This window comes from Bremerella sp. TYQ1 (genome assembly GCF_020150455.1).
GTDB lineage: Bacteria > Planctomycetota > Planctomycetia > Pirellulales > Pirellulaceae > Bremerella > Bremerella volcania_A.
The window spans coordinates 3,145,529-3,162,147 of the sequence record NZ_CP083740.1; the positions used below are offsets into that span (position 1 = coordinate 3,145,529).

Consider the following 16,619-nt stretch of genomic DNA (forward strand, 5'->3'; position numbering starts at 1 on the left):
CAGTTACCAAGGAATCACTTTGAAGGCGATGTAAGCCATGATCAGCGTCAGCACCACGTTGAGCGTCTGACCGCAAATGTAAAGTACCAGCGGCTTGCCTCCATAAAACTGCGACGACAACTGCCGGAAGTTCAGATCGATTCCAATGCAGACAAACGCCAGGCAAAAGAGCCATCCACGCAGTCCTTTGGTAACCGAAGTGGTCGCGGAGACCAACACTTCTCCTTGATCGGAGGAAGCGTAGATCAACGAGGCGACAATCGATGCTCCAATAAAGCCGAGAACGAACTTAGGAAAGCGTTTCCAGATTTCACCGGCACCAATCTTGGGAGCTTCGCCATCTTCAGAGTCCGAACGCGTCGTCCAGTAAACGGCGACGCCAAACGCGATCACGCCGATCAGGATGTTCTGGATCATCTTCACGGTAGTAGCAACTTCCAATGCTTCCTGGCCGAGAATTCCCCCGGCAACCGCGACGGCACCGGTGGCATCAATCGTTCCGCCGATCCAAGCACCACCCACTTCCGCGTCTAAACCCATCACGGTAATCAACACCGGCATGACAGCCATCATGATGGCTGTGAAGCAGAGCGAAAGCCCAATCGCGACCGACAGTTCTTCCTTCTTCGCACGACATGCGGCGGCCGTTGCGATGGCAGCCGAGACACCACACACCGACATATCGGCCGAGATGGTCATATTGAGCGATGCGGACTTCATCTTCAGAATCTTCTGTCCAAACCAGAAGGTGGTGACCAGCACGATCGGTGTGACCACCCAAGCAATCATGATGCCAGGCATCCCGAGCGCCATCAGGCGACTGAACAAAACTTCCGCCCCCAGTAGCACCAGGCCGGTCTTGATGTACAACTCCGTTCGCATGGCCGCTTCGCCCATCGCCCCGAAGGCCTGTTTGCCGATTGTGTTGCCGATGATCAACCCAACAACGAGTGCCCACAGGGCATACTCGAGGTTGTAACTTTTCACGACCGTCTGTCCGGCCAAGATGTAAGCAATGGTCGCCAGCAGAAATAAAATCAAAAAGCCACCGAGGAACGCTCCAGGATTCGCCGCCGGTCGCATTAGCGGGGCCAGAGCCGTCATCAGCACGCCAAGGATGATCAATGCCCCTAAAATGCCAGGCCAAGTTAACTTCGGTTTATCGGCGGGGCCACTGAACGCTTCGAGCGGATTGGCAGTCCACCCCCCTGGCTTGGCGACATACCCCTTTAAGGGACTTTCGATTGAGGTAACCGTTTCGCCGTCGGTTTTCGCGTTCCCCATAGTGAACGTCGCCGCAAAGCAGAGGATCAATAATAAAACGCCAGCGAATATCGCAATGACGTCTTCCGAGAGGCCACGCTGGTTCTCAGGGGAGGACGCAGGGGTCGCTTCTGATTGGCTCATAGAGGCAGTTCGGCATTAAGGGAGCGGTTTTGGCGGGCAAACAATCACCAAAAATATAACCAAATCGTTAAGAGTTCCCAAGCCAGACCCCCACAAGATCAAGCTCTCTGCGGCGAATCACCCCCTAGAATACCCAGGGATTGGCAGAATAGGAAAATCCCTTACCCCTTGTGACGAGAATCTCGCGGAGATCGCTGCAAGGATGGTCCCACTTACAGTAGAATGCGTTATGGCCAATCCCCCTCGAACGACGTACTATCGAAACGAAGTGGGGAGGTCGCTAATGAAACTTCTTGGTTCGGAGGCCCCTCGCAGGCTGCGCATGTTTCCCGACGAGACTGCCCACAGCAATTTGAAAGACAACGAGCGGGTCGTGCTCTACCCTTCCTATGCCTATCCCGATCCGGATAAAAACGGATGGATACTTCAGGTTCATGGAAGTGTATCCGAGGCGGTACCGGAAAATCTGCCGCGCAAAATTCTGATTCGTGTGCTCGCTCGTTTGATGGGAGCCACCCAGGAACAGCTCGAAACGGCGGTCTTCAAGCAACGCATTCTCGGCTTCACCGTTTATCAACATGGCGGTAAGCAAATTGCCGTGAAGATCGGCGATAAGCTTTATCAGTTGCGCGGCAAGACCAAGAAGAACGGCCAGTTCCGCGGTACGGTGCTGATTCCTAACGAAGATGTCGACACTATCGCGATGACCGTCGGCGCGACGCGGCATGTGCGTTACGCGATCCACTCGCAGTATGATGTCGCGACCCCGCTGGAAGGCCTGGTCAAGCTAATCGACCATCAAGGGGTATCGGTCATTTCCGATATCGACGACACCGTCAAGCATACTCAAGTGGCGACACGCAAGGATATGCTTGCCAACACGTTTCTGCATGAATTCGCGACGGTGCCGGGGATGGTCGAGCTTTATCAGAAGTGGTACGAGCAAGGAGCTTCGTTCCATTATGTGACGAGCAGCCCCTGGCAGCTGTTCGAGCCGCTTTCGGAGCTGTTCAAAGACAAAGGCCTGCCGGATGGCTCGTTCCATATGAAGAGTGTTCGCTTTCGTGACCCCACCGTGCTGCAGCTGTTTATTGCTCGGCGCTGGGGCAAACGGAAAGCAATCAAGCAGCTTCTGCGCACGTTTCCCGATCGCAAGTTTGTGCTGGTGGGCGACTCTGGCGAGAAAGACCCTGAAACGTACGGCCTGATGGCGAATAAGTTTCCGGATCAAGTCGCGAAGATCTTCATTCGTGATCTTGGTGGCAAGAACTCGAATGAAAAGCGGTACGCCAAAGCTTTCAAAGGCGTACCCAAAGAGAAATGGCACTGCTTCCAGTGCCCTACCGAATTGCACGACTACGACGTATCGGTATCGACCGAACATGTCGACACCGAGGACTGATCGTTAGCGGCAGTTGAAGTGTGCCGATGCGGCTTTAAACTTGGGTATAGCCAAGTCCGGTGATGATCTCGTACATCTCTTCGTACGTGATGAATCGACGACGATTGCGAAGCTTGTATTCGTCGATCGCCAGAGCCAATTCCTGAGCTCCCGGCGAGAGCCCTTCATGACTGTTGGTGAACTGACGTCGTTCAAACACTGGCGTTTCGCCAGGCTTTCGAGGGCTACGACGGTCGACAAACGGCGTGGTCGTCGCCGGCACAGATTGATTCATCACAAGCATCTCCGACTGTCAGTCTTCAACTATCAATTCTCGGAAAACTACCGAGGTTTTGGTCTTGAAAACCTAGATCGCATGTTCCCGAAGTCAAACCGTGATGACGGATAGCCACAATGGAACTGCCGCCCTGGCCGGAGTTGTCTCCTACGATCATTACAACTGCTACCAATGGACCAGAAACGTAGCCGATTCTTAACGACGCATTGCTTGCTGGGCTTGTTGACGGAACGCGGGAAGCTGACCGACCAGCTTCAGCGCAGAAGGATGTTGCGGGTCACGCTGCAGTGCCGAATTGACCGCGTACTCGGCGCGAGCCAGTCTTCCGGCTGCCACTTCACACTCGGCCCAAACGTAGAGCATATCGGCCGACATTTCGTTGGCTTCCGCCAATTCGCCAAGGCAATCGGCCGCCTCCAAGTGCCGCCCCAAGTCGCGATACGCAAGCGCTTGTTCGGCACCGACGTCGGCCGGAAGGCGATGCCCGAACTCGACTTGCCGGACCAATGAGATACAAGCCAACGCTTGGCTAGGCTGTCCTAGCTGACGATACGTCGACGCCAGGCGAACTTGCACGTCGCGATTGGTCGAGTCGCCGTTGGTTGCCGCGCGAATGTAAGAAAGCTTCGCCGACTCAAGGTCTCGTCGGACCAGGGCCAAGTCTCCTTGAAGCTGCCAGGCCGGGGCGAACTTCGGATCGCATTCAATGGCTCGGTTGGCCGAGATGTGGGCTTTGGTAGGGTCGCCAGCGTCGAGATACATTCGTCCCAGCGTCGCATGCAAGTTAGGATCGTCGCTTCCTAGCGGCATGGCGGCTTCCAGCTCGGCGATCGCCTCTTTCGGCTTGCCAGTTTTCCAGAGCGTTTCCGCGTAATGCATCCGTGCCTGCAAGTCATACGGAGCGTTCTTTTTCGCTTCAGCGAGGAACTTCTCGGCGTTTTCCCAATCGTCGCGATGCATGGCCTGAACACCACGCTGGGTAAGCTGGCGAGCCTGAACAACTTGTTGATGCGACGCATTGGCCTGACTGAACGTGCTGCAACCACTGAAAACTGCTAGCATCAGCGCAGCGAGTACGCCTCCGCTGGCAGACTGCCAGCGGCACTTTGCAGTTGTCGAAGATTGCATCCGATTCATAAGGTTTTCCGGCGATTCCATTCGCGGAAGAAGACCAACTGGCAGAGACTACCAAACTGGCGATTTTCGTCCTAGATCAGGCTCGGCTGATGCTGTCGACCGCCAATAGGCAAAGCAGCTAAACCGGTTAAAATACGGGAAAATGTTATCGATTCACCCTGAGGCGAGAGCCTCCGAAACTTGAACCAATACGCAACGAAGGCTGCCGTGGTTGCCACATACGACAATTTGGGCGTGAAGTTTTCTTATCCCGAGAACTGGCGAATTTCGGAAGATCAGACAAACGCCTGGCCCCGAAGTGTCTCGGTTCATAGCCCTACTGAAGCGTTCTGGACGTTGATGATCTACGAACCTGGCACTGAGCTGGAAGCATTGGTCGACGCCGTTCGGGATGCGTTAAGTGAAGAATACACCGACTTCGAGTCGGTTCCCGCCGAGCAAACGATCGAAGATGTCGAACTGATTGGCTGCGACTTGAACTTCTACTGCTTGGACTTCCTGGTGCAAGCCAAAATTCGCGCAATGATGCTCGGCGTGCGTCCCTGCGTAATCCTCTGCCAAGGGGAAGATCGCGAGTTCGAGGAATTGGATCAGGTATTCAGCGCCATCACACATGACCTGGTTCGCTCGTAGGAGAAGACTGGCAATTGCCTCGGCGACTCCTCTATAATTTTCCCTGTTGGCGGATCAATCGACTTCGATTCTCAACTTGAGGAGAGCCTCGCGATGTCCATTTCGACCGATCTCCACGAAGACACCATGCAGAAGATTGGGGAAACGGCAGGCCACGTCTGGTCCTACCTATCGACCGAAGGGCCAGTCACGATCACCAAACTGACGAAGGAGCTCGGCGAAAAGAAGGATATCGTCCTGCAAGCCGTTGGCTGGCTCGCCCGAGAGAACAAGCTGTACTTCTTTGAAAAAGGCCGTAATAAGCTAATCGGCCTGATCGACGAGCATGGATCGCCCACCTAACGCGATGGGCGAGAGCGTTTCCATGAAAGCTGTAGCGTCTGGGGCGCAAGCGAGGCAAGCTGTGCGCGGCGACCGAAGCAGGCGAATCCGCTAGATTCGTCGATACAGGTCAACAAAGCACAACGTAGCCACAGCCAGCCAGGGCGCTACAGATAGAATGGAACCGCTCTAGTTCGCCACGTCGTCGTAAATCGGCAAGTGACGGTGATAAACTTCCAGCGACAGGAGGTTCATCGTTGTCACATAGATCCGCCCGGCAAAGCCTCCCCAGCGATCAGGCACGCGGCCTTTGGGGTCCCAACTGCCAGCCGCTGGGCCTTCCAACACTTGGGTTTGCTCGAGCATGACGTGCAGTTTGCTGTCCCATGCTTCCCAGTGATCGCCTCGCATGTGGAACATCACCTGGGTCGCGTAATACCAGTAGTACGTGTCTCGTAAAGGCGCTTCCGGCGTTCCCATCGCCGGCAGATTCTCTTTCAAATAGTCGGCGCTGTCCTGCAAGATCCGGCTGTCACGACGGTTGCCAAGATAAAGCTGGATCAAAGCGCCAACGGCAGTCATCGTTTGACTTGGATCCCGTCCATGCCGCTGCTGCGGCGTGTTCGGTGCGTAAGGGTTATAAACATAAACGGCTCGGCCTCGCTGACGAGACTCTGCCGAAGCAAGCCATTTGCGAATCCCCTCGAACGATTTGGGATCGACTCGAAGTCCTGCCAATTGACCGCTCTTGAGAGCCAGCGTCATCCAACCGGTAACGGACGTGTCCGTCCCATGGCCTGGCGTGTATCGCCAACCACCGAGTTGCGGATCTTGTGAAGCCTCAATGTAATCCAGCGACTTTTGCGCTGCGGCCCGCAGCGATTCGTCCTGGGTCATCCCGTAGGCTTCGCACAATGCCAAAGCGGCAATCGCATGGCTGTATAGACGACAACTCGAGTTGGAAGTCGCGTCCATCTCGATATATAAGTCGCCATTCTCTTTCTGATTCTCGACAAGGAAGGTGACCCCGTCGCGAACTTCTTTTTCGTACTTGTCACTCAGGTGGTCGTAGCCAGCCCCCAGGAATGCCAACAAGGCAAGTCCTGTGGCAGCCGTATCCGAGTTGAGCGTGGAAAGTTCATCACGATACAGCGGGAAGTTTTCTGGGTGAACCGCGGCAAAGCCACGCAAACTCCACCGACCGTCAGACGACTGATGATTCGCCAGAAAGGCGAGACCACGTTCGATGGCAAGTTCTGTTTCACGACTAGGACGAATCGCACCATCCCCTGCCCCGCCCCCTTTACGCATCGCACGGCGACTGAAAGCTTCCGTCGGAACAGCAGCTTTAGTGCTAAGCAGCGGTCCCCGTCTTCCAGGCGAACGAACCGGAATGTTGGCCATGTTCGTGGTAATCTGCGGAGCATCGCTGGTGCGGCGTCGGCCGATAAATCCTGGCTGTGTTGCCGATCCGATCGGAGCACCTGCTAAGTCGTTCACACCTGGTCGGCCTGACGGCATTGCCGGTCCGCCCAAGTTTCGTCGACGAATTTCTGGAACGCTGCCCAATCCAGGAAGCGATCCGGCAATGTCTCCCCCGCCAGGTTGCATCGCACCGCCACCACCGCCAGGGATGCCTTCGGCGGTCGCTTGAGTTCCCAGCACTGGACTTGCACCCGGCGATCGCCCGGCAGGCAGCCCTTGCGTTCCAGAGGCCATTTCGGCGAGCGAACCCTCTTCACTTCCGCGGGCGGCAGTTCCTCGGGCAAGCCCAGCTAAGTCGGTACCAAGGTTGGCCCCTGGAGAGCCAACTTCCACCGAACCGACTTGGCCTTCGCCAAACTCATCTGCCGCGTTGCCGTTAGTTCGGCCCACGTTCATCGAAGGCGTTGCAAACTGACCGGAAGCCAACGCGGCCGCATTCGCTGCCGATTGATTACCGCCATTGGGTCCTTGGAAATCGATCTTCGTGCTTGGTCCAGCCATGGCCTGAGAACCTGTTGCCGCCGATCGTCCGATGGATGGATTGTTCAAATCATTGGTGACAATTCCTTCGTCCCGTGCGGCCGAGCTACGAGTTGCCCCATGCTGTTGCACCATCTCGGCGGTTCGACTTGCCGTCGAAGGCTTGGCCCACAATTGGCCAGGATTTACGGCATTCGCTTCGACACCATCGCCCCCCACTTCCTGTCGAGCCATGCTTCCCGCGGCAGGTTGAAGCTGCGAGTTGTTGGCCTGGCCAGGTGTAGGACGAGGGAGATTATCGCTAATCGTCGAGTTGACCGTCGGCAGGTTGCTTGTGGCTGAATTGCGAGCAAGATCAGCAGCGGCAGCCGACGGAGCAATTTGCATCTCGGGGTTTTGCTGGCTGCGTGTCATCGCCATGCTGGAAGCCATCGTCGTGGGACTAGGCGAAACGGCAGACGCTCTCGGCTGATTGGCTTGCTGTTGCGATTGCTGGCGAGCCAGTTGGGCCGCTTGAGCCTGGGCGCGAAGCTGCTGTGGATTGGCTCGCTGAACTTCAACGGCATCTGCTTGCGTTTGTGCCAAATTGTTGGCTTCCATACGCTGCCGCTGAACTTCCTGAGCCTGACTGGGGGAAAGACTTGGTAGATCTTGGACCGTGTTTTGTCGTTGAATTTCGGTCGTTCGCTGAACGGCCTCCTGAATATTCGAGGCCTGACGCTGCATTTCTAAAGCTTGAGCGGAACGCTGAGCGGCGGCTTCGGCGGCTGAAAGTTCCGGCTGCTGCTGTTCTTGCCGTTGGACTTCGATTTGTTGAGCTTGCTCGACTTCGCGCTGCTGCATCTCGCGGGCCTGCTTGGCAAGCTCCGACGGCAAGTCTTGAAGCGTCTCTTGCTTAGGCTGCTCGACTTGCTGTTCCCGGCGATCCATCTGCTCCGGTTCAACTTCGCGCGGTAACTCTTCCTGTGAGACTTCGTTCTCCTTCATCTGCGGCTGCTGGTGCTCGATCTTCTCTTGCTCGAGCGGATCGACTTCCGCTTCAGCTTCTTTGGTTTCGACCGGCTGTTCGTATTCTCGTTCTGTCTCGCGATCTTCGTTGATCTGCGCGGGACTGTAGTCAGGAACGACGACCGCTTCTCGCTTCGGAGTTTTCTCTTTGTTTTGATTCAACGACGTGTCGGCGATTTCACCGACGTCGATCGCCACCATGCCGAGAAACATGCTTAGATGCAGCATCAGGCTGAGCACGATCGAAAGCTGAATCCCCCGTCGAACGCTGCTAATATCCAGTAGCGGAATGACGGCCAGACCGACAATCCATGCCACCGCGGCAAACGCGATATATACCTGGGCGTTGAAGTACCACAGATCGTGGTCCCAATCGAACAGCAGATAGCTGGACGCACCGAAGTAGAGCATGAAGAACGTGTACGCAGCGTACACCGGCCACGCCTTTTCTTCGGGCGAAGAGGCGTGGGACGATCGGTCTTCATTTCTCCAGTTTTCAGCCATGAATATTCCGCTTGGCTCCGCAGTTGATTGGAGCGGTTGCTACTTAGTTTGGCTCTATGGCGGCGGTGCTGATCGAGTAGTTGTTGAGCTTGGCTTTGTTACATGCATTCATCACTTGAACGCTAAATTCAATTTTGCTTTCTTTGTCCGCTCGAATAATCACCGAGCTTTCTGGGTTGTCGGCCGCCGTTTGGGCCAGCATTTCTTCGATGTCGGCAATCGAACGCTCGTCCCCACGCACAAAGTATCGCCCCTCGGGATCGATATTGATAAACAGTTCGCGCGGCTGGGAAATGAGCGGCTGGGCTTCACTGGCAGTCGGCAGGACGACGTCCAACTTGTAGTCTTCTTCGTCGAAGCGAGTCATCACCATGAAGAAGATCAACAACAGGAACACGATATCGATCAGCGGAGTGATATCCAGCATCGATCGAGCGCGTCCGCGATTGAGTTTGACTGCCACGTTGTTTTCTTCTGGTCAGGGGAAGTTGATTTCAAGGATCGATGGCACGAAAGTTTATTGAGATCGCGGCAACGCTTGTGTTTGCGAGCCGTCGAGCGTTCCACCGGGGGCAACTCCTTTCGCAGGCGGTTCCATCGTTTTCACGCTTGTCGTTGCCGGACCATCGTAAGTGCGATGCTTGGCTCGCAGCTTTCCTTCGTAATGCTCGAAGCCGGGGATCAAGTCGAACAAGATCTCGTCCATCTCGTGGAACAGGGCCACGATCCGACTTTCAAAATACTGGGCAAAGATCATTGCGGGAATGGCAATCGTCAAACCGCCAAGAGTCGTCACAAGTGCCACAAAGATCCCGCCGGCAAGCTGATCGGCGCGATCGGCCCCGATTTCCAGCTGCGTGGTTTTATAAAACGTCCAGATAATGCCCCAAACGGTCCCCATCAGCCCCAACAGCGGCGCAACGCTGCCCATCAGTGCAATCCAGCGAACGTTGCCGTACAGTCGATCGGCTTCACGTTCGGTTGCCTCGGCGACAGCATGTTCGACTTCCGACTGCGGACGACCAATGCGGTGGAGCATTGCCTTCACGACATTCGCAAGCGCCGACGGATATGTCTTGCAGAGCTTGTACGCCTCGCGAGGATCGAGCCCTTTTTCCGTCAAACGCAGCTGAGACAACTCGCGTTGTAGCTTGTAGGGAATGATCCGCGCTTTTCGTAAGGCGAAAAGACGCTCTAGCGTTAGCGCGACGACGATCACCGACATCACCCCCAACGGAATCATCATCTTTCCGCCACGCAAGATAAGACTTACGAGCGTTAGCGATTCGGAATCGCTCAGGCGTTTTTCAATCAGCGCGGGAGCTGCTTCTTCGCCCGAATCTTCCCCGCTGGGAGCACCATCCTGGGCGAAGGCTGGAAGGCTGATGATCAGCAGGACAAACAGGGCCAGGATCACGCGAGTGAAATTGGGCATAGGAGAGTGGTTTCCAAGTCGCGTTGAATCAATCATTTCGGACAGGTCACTTTGCCTGAACGCAGGCATTAAAGTTTCGCCAAGGCATCGAGCCGTGCCTGGGCGAGTTTGGCTTCGGGCGATTGAGGATATCGCTGCACCACGAGGGTGTAAAACTTCTTCGCTTCGTCGATGTACTCCGACTTCTTGTCGGCAGCGGCGCTGCGAATTTGGACTTCGTTACAACGGGCCGTTTCGTAGGCACTTTTGGCTTGCCATGGCTTGACGCTATCGAGCGACTGTTCGCCGCCGAAGCCGTAAACAACACGCTTAAATTGCCCCAATGCATCTTCATACTTCTTTTGCTCAAAGTAAATTTCACCAAGCATAAACCGAGCGCGAGCTCCTGCGAGCCCGCGTGATGCTTCGGCAGCTTGATTGAAGTAAGAAATTGCGTCGGAGCTTTGCTTTTCGTTGTAACTGGCCCAACCCAGCTCGTAGTAAGTCTCGCCAATCAGGGGCGAGTTCGGCAACTGATCGACAAGCTGCGTGAACCATTTCTTCGCTTCAGTCCACAGCTTTTGCTGACTGGCAGATTGTCCTGCGTGCAGCATCAGGAGCGAACGCATCTCGTCGCTGGAAAGTCGCTTTGGATCGACGCGGGCATACGAATCAAGCGCCGCATCGTACTGCTTATCTTTATAGAAGCATTCGCCCTGCATGAAGATTGCATCGGACGCGAGCGCCCCGTTGGGGTAATGCGTGATCTGTTTGCCAAACCCATCGAGAGCTTCTTGCGTTTTGCCTTGCTGATACTGCGACCAGGACTGCTTATAAAGGGCTTTCTCGCCGATCTCAGGCGACTTTGCTTGGCTGGCCGACGATGTGTACCACGTTTCCGCTTCGGCGAAGTTTTCCTTGCCATAGTACGCTTCGCCAACATGATACATCGCTTCTGGAGCAAGCGGACTTTTCGGGTGCGATTTGGCTAACTGCTGGAAGCTTTCGATCGAGGCATCGGTTTTATTCTGGGCCCGTTGCGCCCAAGCGAGTTCGTACAGCACTTTGTCGTCGCTGGCGAACTTAGGGTTCTGCCGATGAATCGCGGCGAACACTTTTTCCGCTTCGGCCGGATTCTTGGCGTCGACCAGGCTCACCCCCTTGAGGTATTCTGCTTCCAGTTTCTGTGTGCCATCTTTGCTCTTGGCGATGACCTGATTCAAGTCTTCAATCGCTTCCTGAAATTTCCCTTCCCCACGACGTGCGATGGCCCGACCGGTGTGGGCGTCAATGACCAACTCATGATCGCCATGCTTCGCGATCAATTCGCTGAACGCTTTGTCTGCAGCGGCCAGTTTCGACTGCTTCAACTCGGCCCATGCTTGCCCATACAAAGCGTGCGGAACAAGGCTCGACTGGGGAGCTTTCGCAAGCACGGCCGCATAAGCAGCCGCCGCATCGGCGAATTGATTTTCGGCGAACAAGAACTCCCCAAGCCGGAAGTTGGCCTGATCGAGAATCTGGCTGTTGGGATAACTCGAAAGCACCGTTTTCGCTTGCTGGATTGCTTCGCTCGTTTTGCCTTCGGCATGCAGCGTACGTGCGAGCATCAGCCGAGCCTCGTCAGCTTGAGCCCAATTAGTGGAAGCTTTTACCGATGCCTCCAGCGCCTGCTGGGCTTTGGCATATTGTTGCTGCTGAAACGCGCTGGCACCGACCAGGTAGTTCGCTTGAGCGAGCAGTTCAGGATCTTTCAAACTCGACTTGACCGAAGCAACCGTTTTCTCGACTTCGGCGTACTTGTTTTGCAGATACTGCGTCAGGGCCAGTCGAAGCTGCCATCGACCGACCTCAGGGCGATCTTTCCCTGCTTGAATGAGCGATTGCAAGTCTTTCTCGGCGGCTGCCAGTTTATCGGTTTGCAGCTTCGCTTCTGCCCCGACGTACAACGCATCAAGCCGCGACTCATCTTTTGGATACTGCTTGGCAAACTGATCCGACAGAGCCGCCGCTTTTTCAAAGTCGCGAAGTTCGAGTGCGGCAAACGCAGCATTGTAAAGTGACTGAGCTGCTTCTGGCGTGTCGGGATGATCTTTCACGATCCGTTGGTAAAGCGCGATCGAATCTTTGCGGCGATCCTTTTGTTCGTAGACCGCATCGGCCATGTCGAGCTTCAAGTCGACTTGAAATTCACTTTCCTTCGACTTCGCCAGAATTGCTTTCGCGAGAGCTTCTGCCTCGGCTGCTTTGCCTTGTTGCAAGTAGACGCGAGCCAACCAGTGAGCCGCTTCTACCTCGAACTCTCCTCCTTGGCGTCCCGCGGCGGCCAGCCATCGGGCGGCATCGTCCAGACGACCTGCTCGGTAATAGCAGCGACCTGCGAGCATCGTAGCTTCCGGGGCATACGCCGACTTTGGGAATTCCAGCGGAATACGAGCATACGCATTGCCTGCTTTCATCAGTTCGTCATGCTGCAGCGCACAGAATGCAAGACGATACATGGCATGATCAGCCAAGTCGAAGCCTTCCTGCTGCGAAGCCTGTTCGAACAGCTTTTCGGCCGCTTCAAACTGATTCTGCTGAAGCAGTGCCTCTCCTTTTCGCATCGTGACTTCGGTTGCCAACGCATTTTTGGAATACGACTTGAGGAACTGATCGTAGACGGCCTGAGCTTCGGCAAACTTCTGCAGTTCTTCCAGCGTCACCCCTTTTGCGTAAAGGGCATCGGCCGCGAGGGCACTGTCGGGAAAGGACTTAACCAGTTGATCGTAAGCAGCGATCGACTTGTCCTTCTGCCCAGAAAGATAGAGCGACTCGCCCAGAAAGTATTGGGCCTGGTCGGCGTACTCGGTCTTAGGGAAGTCTTTCAACAATGCCGAGAACCGATCGGCCGCTTCCTTATACTTCGCCTGATTCCCGCTCTGGGCCCAAGCGTAGTTGGCCGACGCGAGGTTCAACATCGCCTCTTCCCGGAAATCGGCTTGGGGGTACTTCTTCAGAACGGTCTCGAAGTTGGCGGTCGCGTCGGCATACTTTTTCAGTTGCAATTGGCAAACGGCCAGATAGTTCTGGGCCTTGGCGGCAAGTGGATCGTTGGGGAACTTTTCAACGAACTTCTTCCATTCGTCCGCGGCCAATTCAAATTCGCCGGCGTTTTGGTAGTTCACGACATCGGAGAAGAAGAGTGCCGCTTCACGTGACGATTCCTGGGCGGTCGCCACGGTGCTGCTGAACATCATCAGCAGCAATGCACACATCGCGACGAAGATTTCTCTTATGCGAGGCGATGTCCCCAGGGTCACGCTTCGTGCGGAAAGGGACTGGCGGCCCGAAAACAGAGACAGCATGGAACAACGGTCCTCGTTATTTATCAGCAAATTGCAGGCAGATCGGGGTGGGATCGAGTGGCGATCTTTCCACTCTATTGTGACGGAAATTCCGTGAAGTTTCATTATTCCGCCTTGGGAAACCATTTCTAGAGCTAAATTTCCATGCCGAAAAGGACTTTGCAGCTTTTTTCATCCCATTGTCGATCATGATAGATAGGAATGTCCGACTAAGTGGGGAAAAACCTTGTAGGATAACGAGTTGTCGTCATCAAGCGGCATCTGGAACAGCCTCCCGACGAGTTAGGGATACGCTTTTCCCCATACGCATCATCGTGAAGATGGATCGCGCTTCGCGATTTTTCAGCAAAGCAAGCAACGCATGGCAACTTCTCTGATCACCGGCGGGGCCGGATTCATTGGCTCGCACCTGGCCGAAGCCCTTCTGAAAGCCGGCAACAAAGTCATCGTCGTCGACGACGAATCGACCGGCACCAAGCAAAACATCGAGCCACTGCTCGCCGATCCCAACTTCCGCTTCGTCCACGGCACGGTTTCCGATCGCGACCTCGTCCGCGAATTGGTCAACGAAGCCAATGAAGTCTATCACTTGGCGGCCGCGGTGGGTGTCGCGCTCATTAACCAAGAGCCCATCCAAACGATCGAACGCAACATTTACCCCACCGAACTGCTCCTCGCCGAGGTTCAGCGTCGTAACAGCGAAGGGGATGAAGTTCGCCTCTTCCTGGCAAGCACTTCCGAGGTATACGGCAAAAACCCCAAGGCAACTTGGACCGAAGAGGACGACTTAGTATTCGGCGCAACCACCCGGCCACGCTGGAGTTACGGCGCATCAAAGGCAATCGACGAGTTCCTGGCGTTAGCCTACTGGAACCAAAAGCAGACCCCAGTGGTGATCGGCCGCTTCTTTAATGTCGTAGGGCCTCGCCAGACTGGGACTTATGGAATGGTGCTGCCAAGGTTTGTCGATGCTGCGATGGCCGGCAAGTCTCCCACGGTCCACCACGATGGAAGCCAGATCCGCTGCTTCGCCCACGTGGCAGACGTAATCGGAGCGGTGATTAAGTTAATGCGAACGGACGCGGCGTTGGGCCAGGTCTTCAACATCGGGAGCGACCGTCCGGTCACGATTTTGGAACTCGCTAAGATGGTAATTGCTCAGGTCAATCCAGAGCTCGACGTGCAGTTCCAGACTTATGAGGAAGCGTTTAATGCGAGTTTCGAGGACATTAATCGCCGTGTGCCTGACCTAACGAAGATTAAGGGGTGCATTGAATATGCCCCTCAGTTCACGCTCGAGGACATCGTCGCTGACGTGATCCGTTTCAAGCAGAGCTAACCCCCAACAATACGGGCAACCGTTGCAAAACGCTTGACCGATTGCGACATTCCCGGTGGAATAACGACCAGGGGCGCAATATACTTAAACAGCTGGAATACCAATGGTTTCCAGCGATTCTATCGCCAGCTAGTCGACAAGCAACTTATCTCCCTAGCTCGCCAGGCTGCCTTCGAGCCAGCGAGGACGGCAAACCTGAATTTTCAGCCATGGGCAGGCACACAATTCAGGCGTAACCAACAGGACGCACATCGTATGTGGAACATTCGTAAACCGCACACCACCCAACAAGTGCGCGGACTAACGCTCGTCGAAATGTTGATGGCGACTGCGTTAACGCTCATCATGTTCGCGGCAGTGGCCCAGATCTTCGGCATGATGGGTTCCGCCATGCGAGATGCCCGAGCCACGATCGAACTTTCCGGCAACCTGCGAAGCGTCTCCAATCGCCTGCAAAGCGAATTGGACAACGTCTCGGTTGATGCTTTGCCATGGGTCGAACCGGGAAGCAACCAAGGTTACTTCGAGATCATCGAAGGCCCTGACCGCGACATCGATTACGCATTAGTCGACATCGTCCCAACGCTTCCCGGCGATCAAGGCGCCCTAGCTGGAGACGCCGATGACATGCTCTGCTTTACGTCCTACAGCAAAGACAAGCCGTTTGTTGGGATCATTCAAGGGCAATTGCAGGCCGTCCCAACGGATGCTTCCTCTCCTTACAAGTTCTACATCGACCGGTCGAATCCTGCACTTTTCACGACAATTACTTCGCACTACGCAGAAATCGTTTACTTCACCAAGTTGACGCCTACGGATGATGCCAACCTCGAAACGTGGAATGTGGCCGGCCACCGAGATGCGAACGAAACCGTCACGCTCTATCGACGCGCGTTCCTGATTCGGCCAGATATCTACTTCGGTACGATCGGTACTTCTTCGCCCTATACCGCGACCCCTTACACAACGGCTGATATCACTGAGGCCGAACTGAGGAACTACTACGATCTTTCGGTTAGTCGCAAAGGGACTGACCCTTGGACGACCAACTCGTTGGAAAGACTGCAAGATCGTGCCTACCGAGTTGCCCATAACGGCACCGGGAATACAGCGAACAACTACAACTTCCCGCACGTGATGCAGCCTCATCGGATGCGTTCCTTCGAGCAGCTCAATGGGATCATTGGTGGCAGCAGTCGTGATCGTACCGGCGAAGATGTCATCATGACCAATGCCCTGGCTTTCGATGTGAAAGTGTTCGATCCATCGGCCGTTGTGCTGCAGGATGGCTCCGGGAACTTCGGTATAGCTCCCGGGGAACTGGGATACGATCCGTCCAACGGAGCTGGGGTACTCAATACATCCACGCCGATGTCTGGCGCCTTTACGGACTTGAACTGGAGTGCCCGGCAGTCCCTGATAGCGACAAGCACCTTCGGCGGTGCACCAGCCACAAGCTCTGGGCTGAATAGCGTGGAAGTCAACGATGCCCAAATTTTCGGAACGGCGCCTACAAACTTCGGCGATCTTCTCACGGCGTTTCCACAGATTCCGTCGCAACTGATAATTACCGGCAATCCGGCCGACACGCCGAACTTAGCCCTTCAGTATGCTTATTACGACACGTGGCCGCTCGCTTACGAATCGGATGGCGTCGACCAGAATGGCAACGGTCAAGTTGACGAAGGTACCAACGGATTTGATGACACCGGCGACGGTGTCGTCGACGACATTAGTGAATACGAAACGTCGCCTCCTTATCCGGTTCCCTTGCGGGCCGTATCGATTACGATTCGAGCGATCGAAAACGGTACCCGCCAGGTTCGCCAGGACACTGTGATCTCAGACTTCCTGCCGGAATAGAC

The 16,619-nt window shown here is 55.2% G+C and carries 12 protein-coding genes; 5 read left to right on the forward strand and 7 right to left on the reverse strand.

Annotation, left to right across the window (positions count from 1 at the left end):
- Positions 1-3: 3 nt before the first annotated feature.
- Positions 4-1,407: a YeiH family protein gene (locus tag LA756_RS12540; protein WP_224440216.1), complete on the reverse strand. Its 1,404-nt coding sequence runs from the start codon at positions 1,405-1,407 to the stop codon at positions 4-6.
- Positions 1,408-1,690: 283 nt separating this feature from the next.
- Between LA756_RS12540 and LA756_RS12545 the strand changes: the two genes are divergently transcribed.
- Positions 1,691-2,809 (forward strand): phosphatase domain-containing protein, encoded by a 1,119-nt coding sequence (locus LA756_RS12545; RefSeq protein WP_224440217.1) that lies wholly within the window; start codon positions 1,691-1,693, stop codon positions 2,807-2,809.
- 34 nt (positions 2,810-2,843) lie between these two features.
- Here LA756_RS12545 and LA756_RS12550 read toward each other — a convergent pair whose 3' ends face one another.
- Positions 2,844-3,083: a hypothetical protein gene (locus LA756_RS12550; protein WP_224440218.1), complete on the reverse strand. Its 240-nt coding sequence runs from the start codon at positions 3,081-3,083 to the stop codon at positions 2,844-2,846.
- A gap of 198 nt (positions 3,084-3,281) precedes the next feature.
- Complete coding sequence (locus LA756_RS12555) at positions 3,282-4,223, reverse strand: lipopolysaccharide assembly protein LapB (protein WP_224440219.1); 942 nt, start codon at positions 4,221-4,223, stop codon at positions 3,282-3,284.
- A 207-nt stretch (positions 4,224-4,430) separates the two neighbouring features.
- Here LA756_RS12555 and LA756_RS12560 point away from each other — a divergent pair, with 207 nt between their 5' ends.
- Together LA756_RS12560 and LA756_RS12565 are read left to right on the forward strand one after the other, a co-directional pair.
- On the forward strand, positions 4,431-4,856 hold the full coding sequence (locus LA756_RS12560) for a hypothetical protein (RefSeq protein WP_224440220.1): 426 nt from the start codon (positions 4,431-4,433) through the stop codon (positions 4,854-4,856).
- A 93-nt stretch (positions 4,857-4,949) separates the two neighbouring features.
- Positions 4,950-5,198 carry a winged helix-turn-helix domain-containing protein gene (locus LA756_RS12565; RefSeq protein WP_224440221.1) on the forward strand — a complete coding sequence of 83 codons (249 nt, stop codon included), beginning with the start codon at positions 4,950-4,952 and terminating at the stop codon, positions 5,196-5,198.
- A gap of 168 nt (positions 5,199-5,366) precedes the next feature.
- Here LA756_RS12565 and LA756_RS12570 read toward each other — a convergent pair whose 3' ends face one another.
- From LA756_RS12570 to LA756_RS12585, 4 genes are all read right to left on the reverse strand, one after another.
- Positions 5,367-8,654: a prenyltransferase/squalene oxidase repeat-containing protein gene (locus LA756_RS12570; RefSeq protein WP_224440222.1), complete on the reverse strand. Its 3,288-nt coding sequence runs from the start codon at positions 8,652-8,654 to the stop codon at positions 5,367-5,369.
- 43 nt (positions 8,655-8,697) lie between these two features.
- Positions 8,698-9,117, reverse strand: a complete 420-nt coding sequence (locus LA756_RS12575; RefSeq protein WP_224440223.1) for a biopolymer transporter ExbD — start codon at positions 9,115-9,117, stop codon at positions 8,698-8,700.
- Between the two features lie 54 nt (positions 9,118-9,171).
- Positions 9,172-10,089 (reverse strand): MotA/TolQ/ExbB proton channel family protein, encoded by a 918-nt coding sequence (locus LA756_RS12580; protein WP_224440224.1) that lies wholly within the window; start codon positions 10,087-10,089, stop codon positions 9,172-9,174.
- A gap of 68 nt (positions 10,090-10,157) precedes the next feature.
- Positions 10,158-13,415 carry a tetratricopeptide repeat protein gene (locus LA756_RS12585; protein ID WP_224440225.1) on the reverse strand — a complete coding sequence of 1,086 codons (3,258 nt, stop codon included), beginning with the start codon at positions 13,413-13,415 and terminating at the stop codon, positions 10,158-10,160.
- Between the two features lie 361 nt (positions 13,416-13,776).
- Here LA756_RS12585 and LA756_RS12590 point away from each other — a divergent pair, with 361 nt between their 5' ends.
- Together LA756_RS12590 and LA756_RS12595 are read left to right on the forward strand one after the other, a co-directional pair.
- A complete protein-coding gene (locus tag LA756_RS12590) occupies positions 13,777-14,754 on the forward strand; it encodes an NAD(P)-dependent oxidoreductase (RefSeq protein WP_224440226.1) in 978 nt (325 codons plus the stop codon).
- 255 nt (positions 14,755-15,009) lie between these two features.
- A complete protein-coding gene (locus LA756_RS12595; RefSeq protein ID WP_224440227.1) occupies positions 15,010-16,617 on the forward strand; it encodes a PilW family protein in 1,608 nt (535 codons plus the stop codon).
- The last annotated feature ends 2 nt before the right edge of the window (positions 16,618-16,619 follow it).

Excerpts from the sequence above, each read along its gene's own strand:
- LA756_RS12590 (WP_224440226.1), top strand. The coding sequence starts at position 13,777 with ATGGCAACTTCTCTGATCACCGGCGGGGCCGGATTCATTGGCTCGCAC.
- LA756_RS12540 (WP_224440216.1), bottom strand. The coding sequence starts at position 1,407 with ATGAGCCAATCAGAAGCGACCCCTGCGTCCTCCCCTGAGAACCAGCGT.
- LA756_RS12595 (WP_224440227.1), top strand. The coding sequence starts at position 15,010 with ATGTGGAACATTCGTAAACCGCACACCACCCAACAAGTGCGCGGACTA.
- LA756_RS12550 (WP_224440218.1), bottom strand. The coding sequence starts at position 3,083 with ATGAATCAATCTGTGCCGGCGACGACCACGCCGTTTGTCGACCGTCGT.
- LA756_RS12585 (WP_224440225.1), bottom strand. The coding sequence starts at position 13,415 with ATGCTGTCTCTGTTTTCGGGCCGCCAGTCCCTTTCCGCACGAAGCGTG.
- LA756_RS12565 (WP_224440221.1), top strand. The coding sequence starts at position 4,950 with ATGTCCATTTCGACCGATCTCCACGAAGACACCATGCAGAAGATTGGG.
- LA756_RS12570 (WP_224440222.1), bottom strand. The coding sequence starts at position 8,654 with ATGGCTGAAAACTGGAGAAATGAAGACCGATCGTCCCACGCCTCTTCG.
- LA756_RS12545 (WP_224440217.1), top strand. The coding sequence starts at position 1,691 with ATGAAACTTCTTGGTTCGGAGGCCCCTCGCAGGCTGCGCATGTTTCCC.
- LA756_RS12580 (WP_224440224.1), bottom strand. The coding sequence starts at position 10,089 with ATGCCCAATTTCACTCGCGTGATCCTGGCCCTGTTTGTCCTGCTGATC.
- LA756_RS12555 (WP_224440219.1), bottom strand. The coding sequence starts at position 4,223 with ATGAATCGGATGCAATCTTCGACAACTGCAAAGTGCCGCTGGCAGTCT.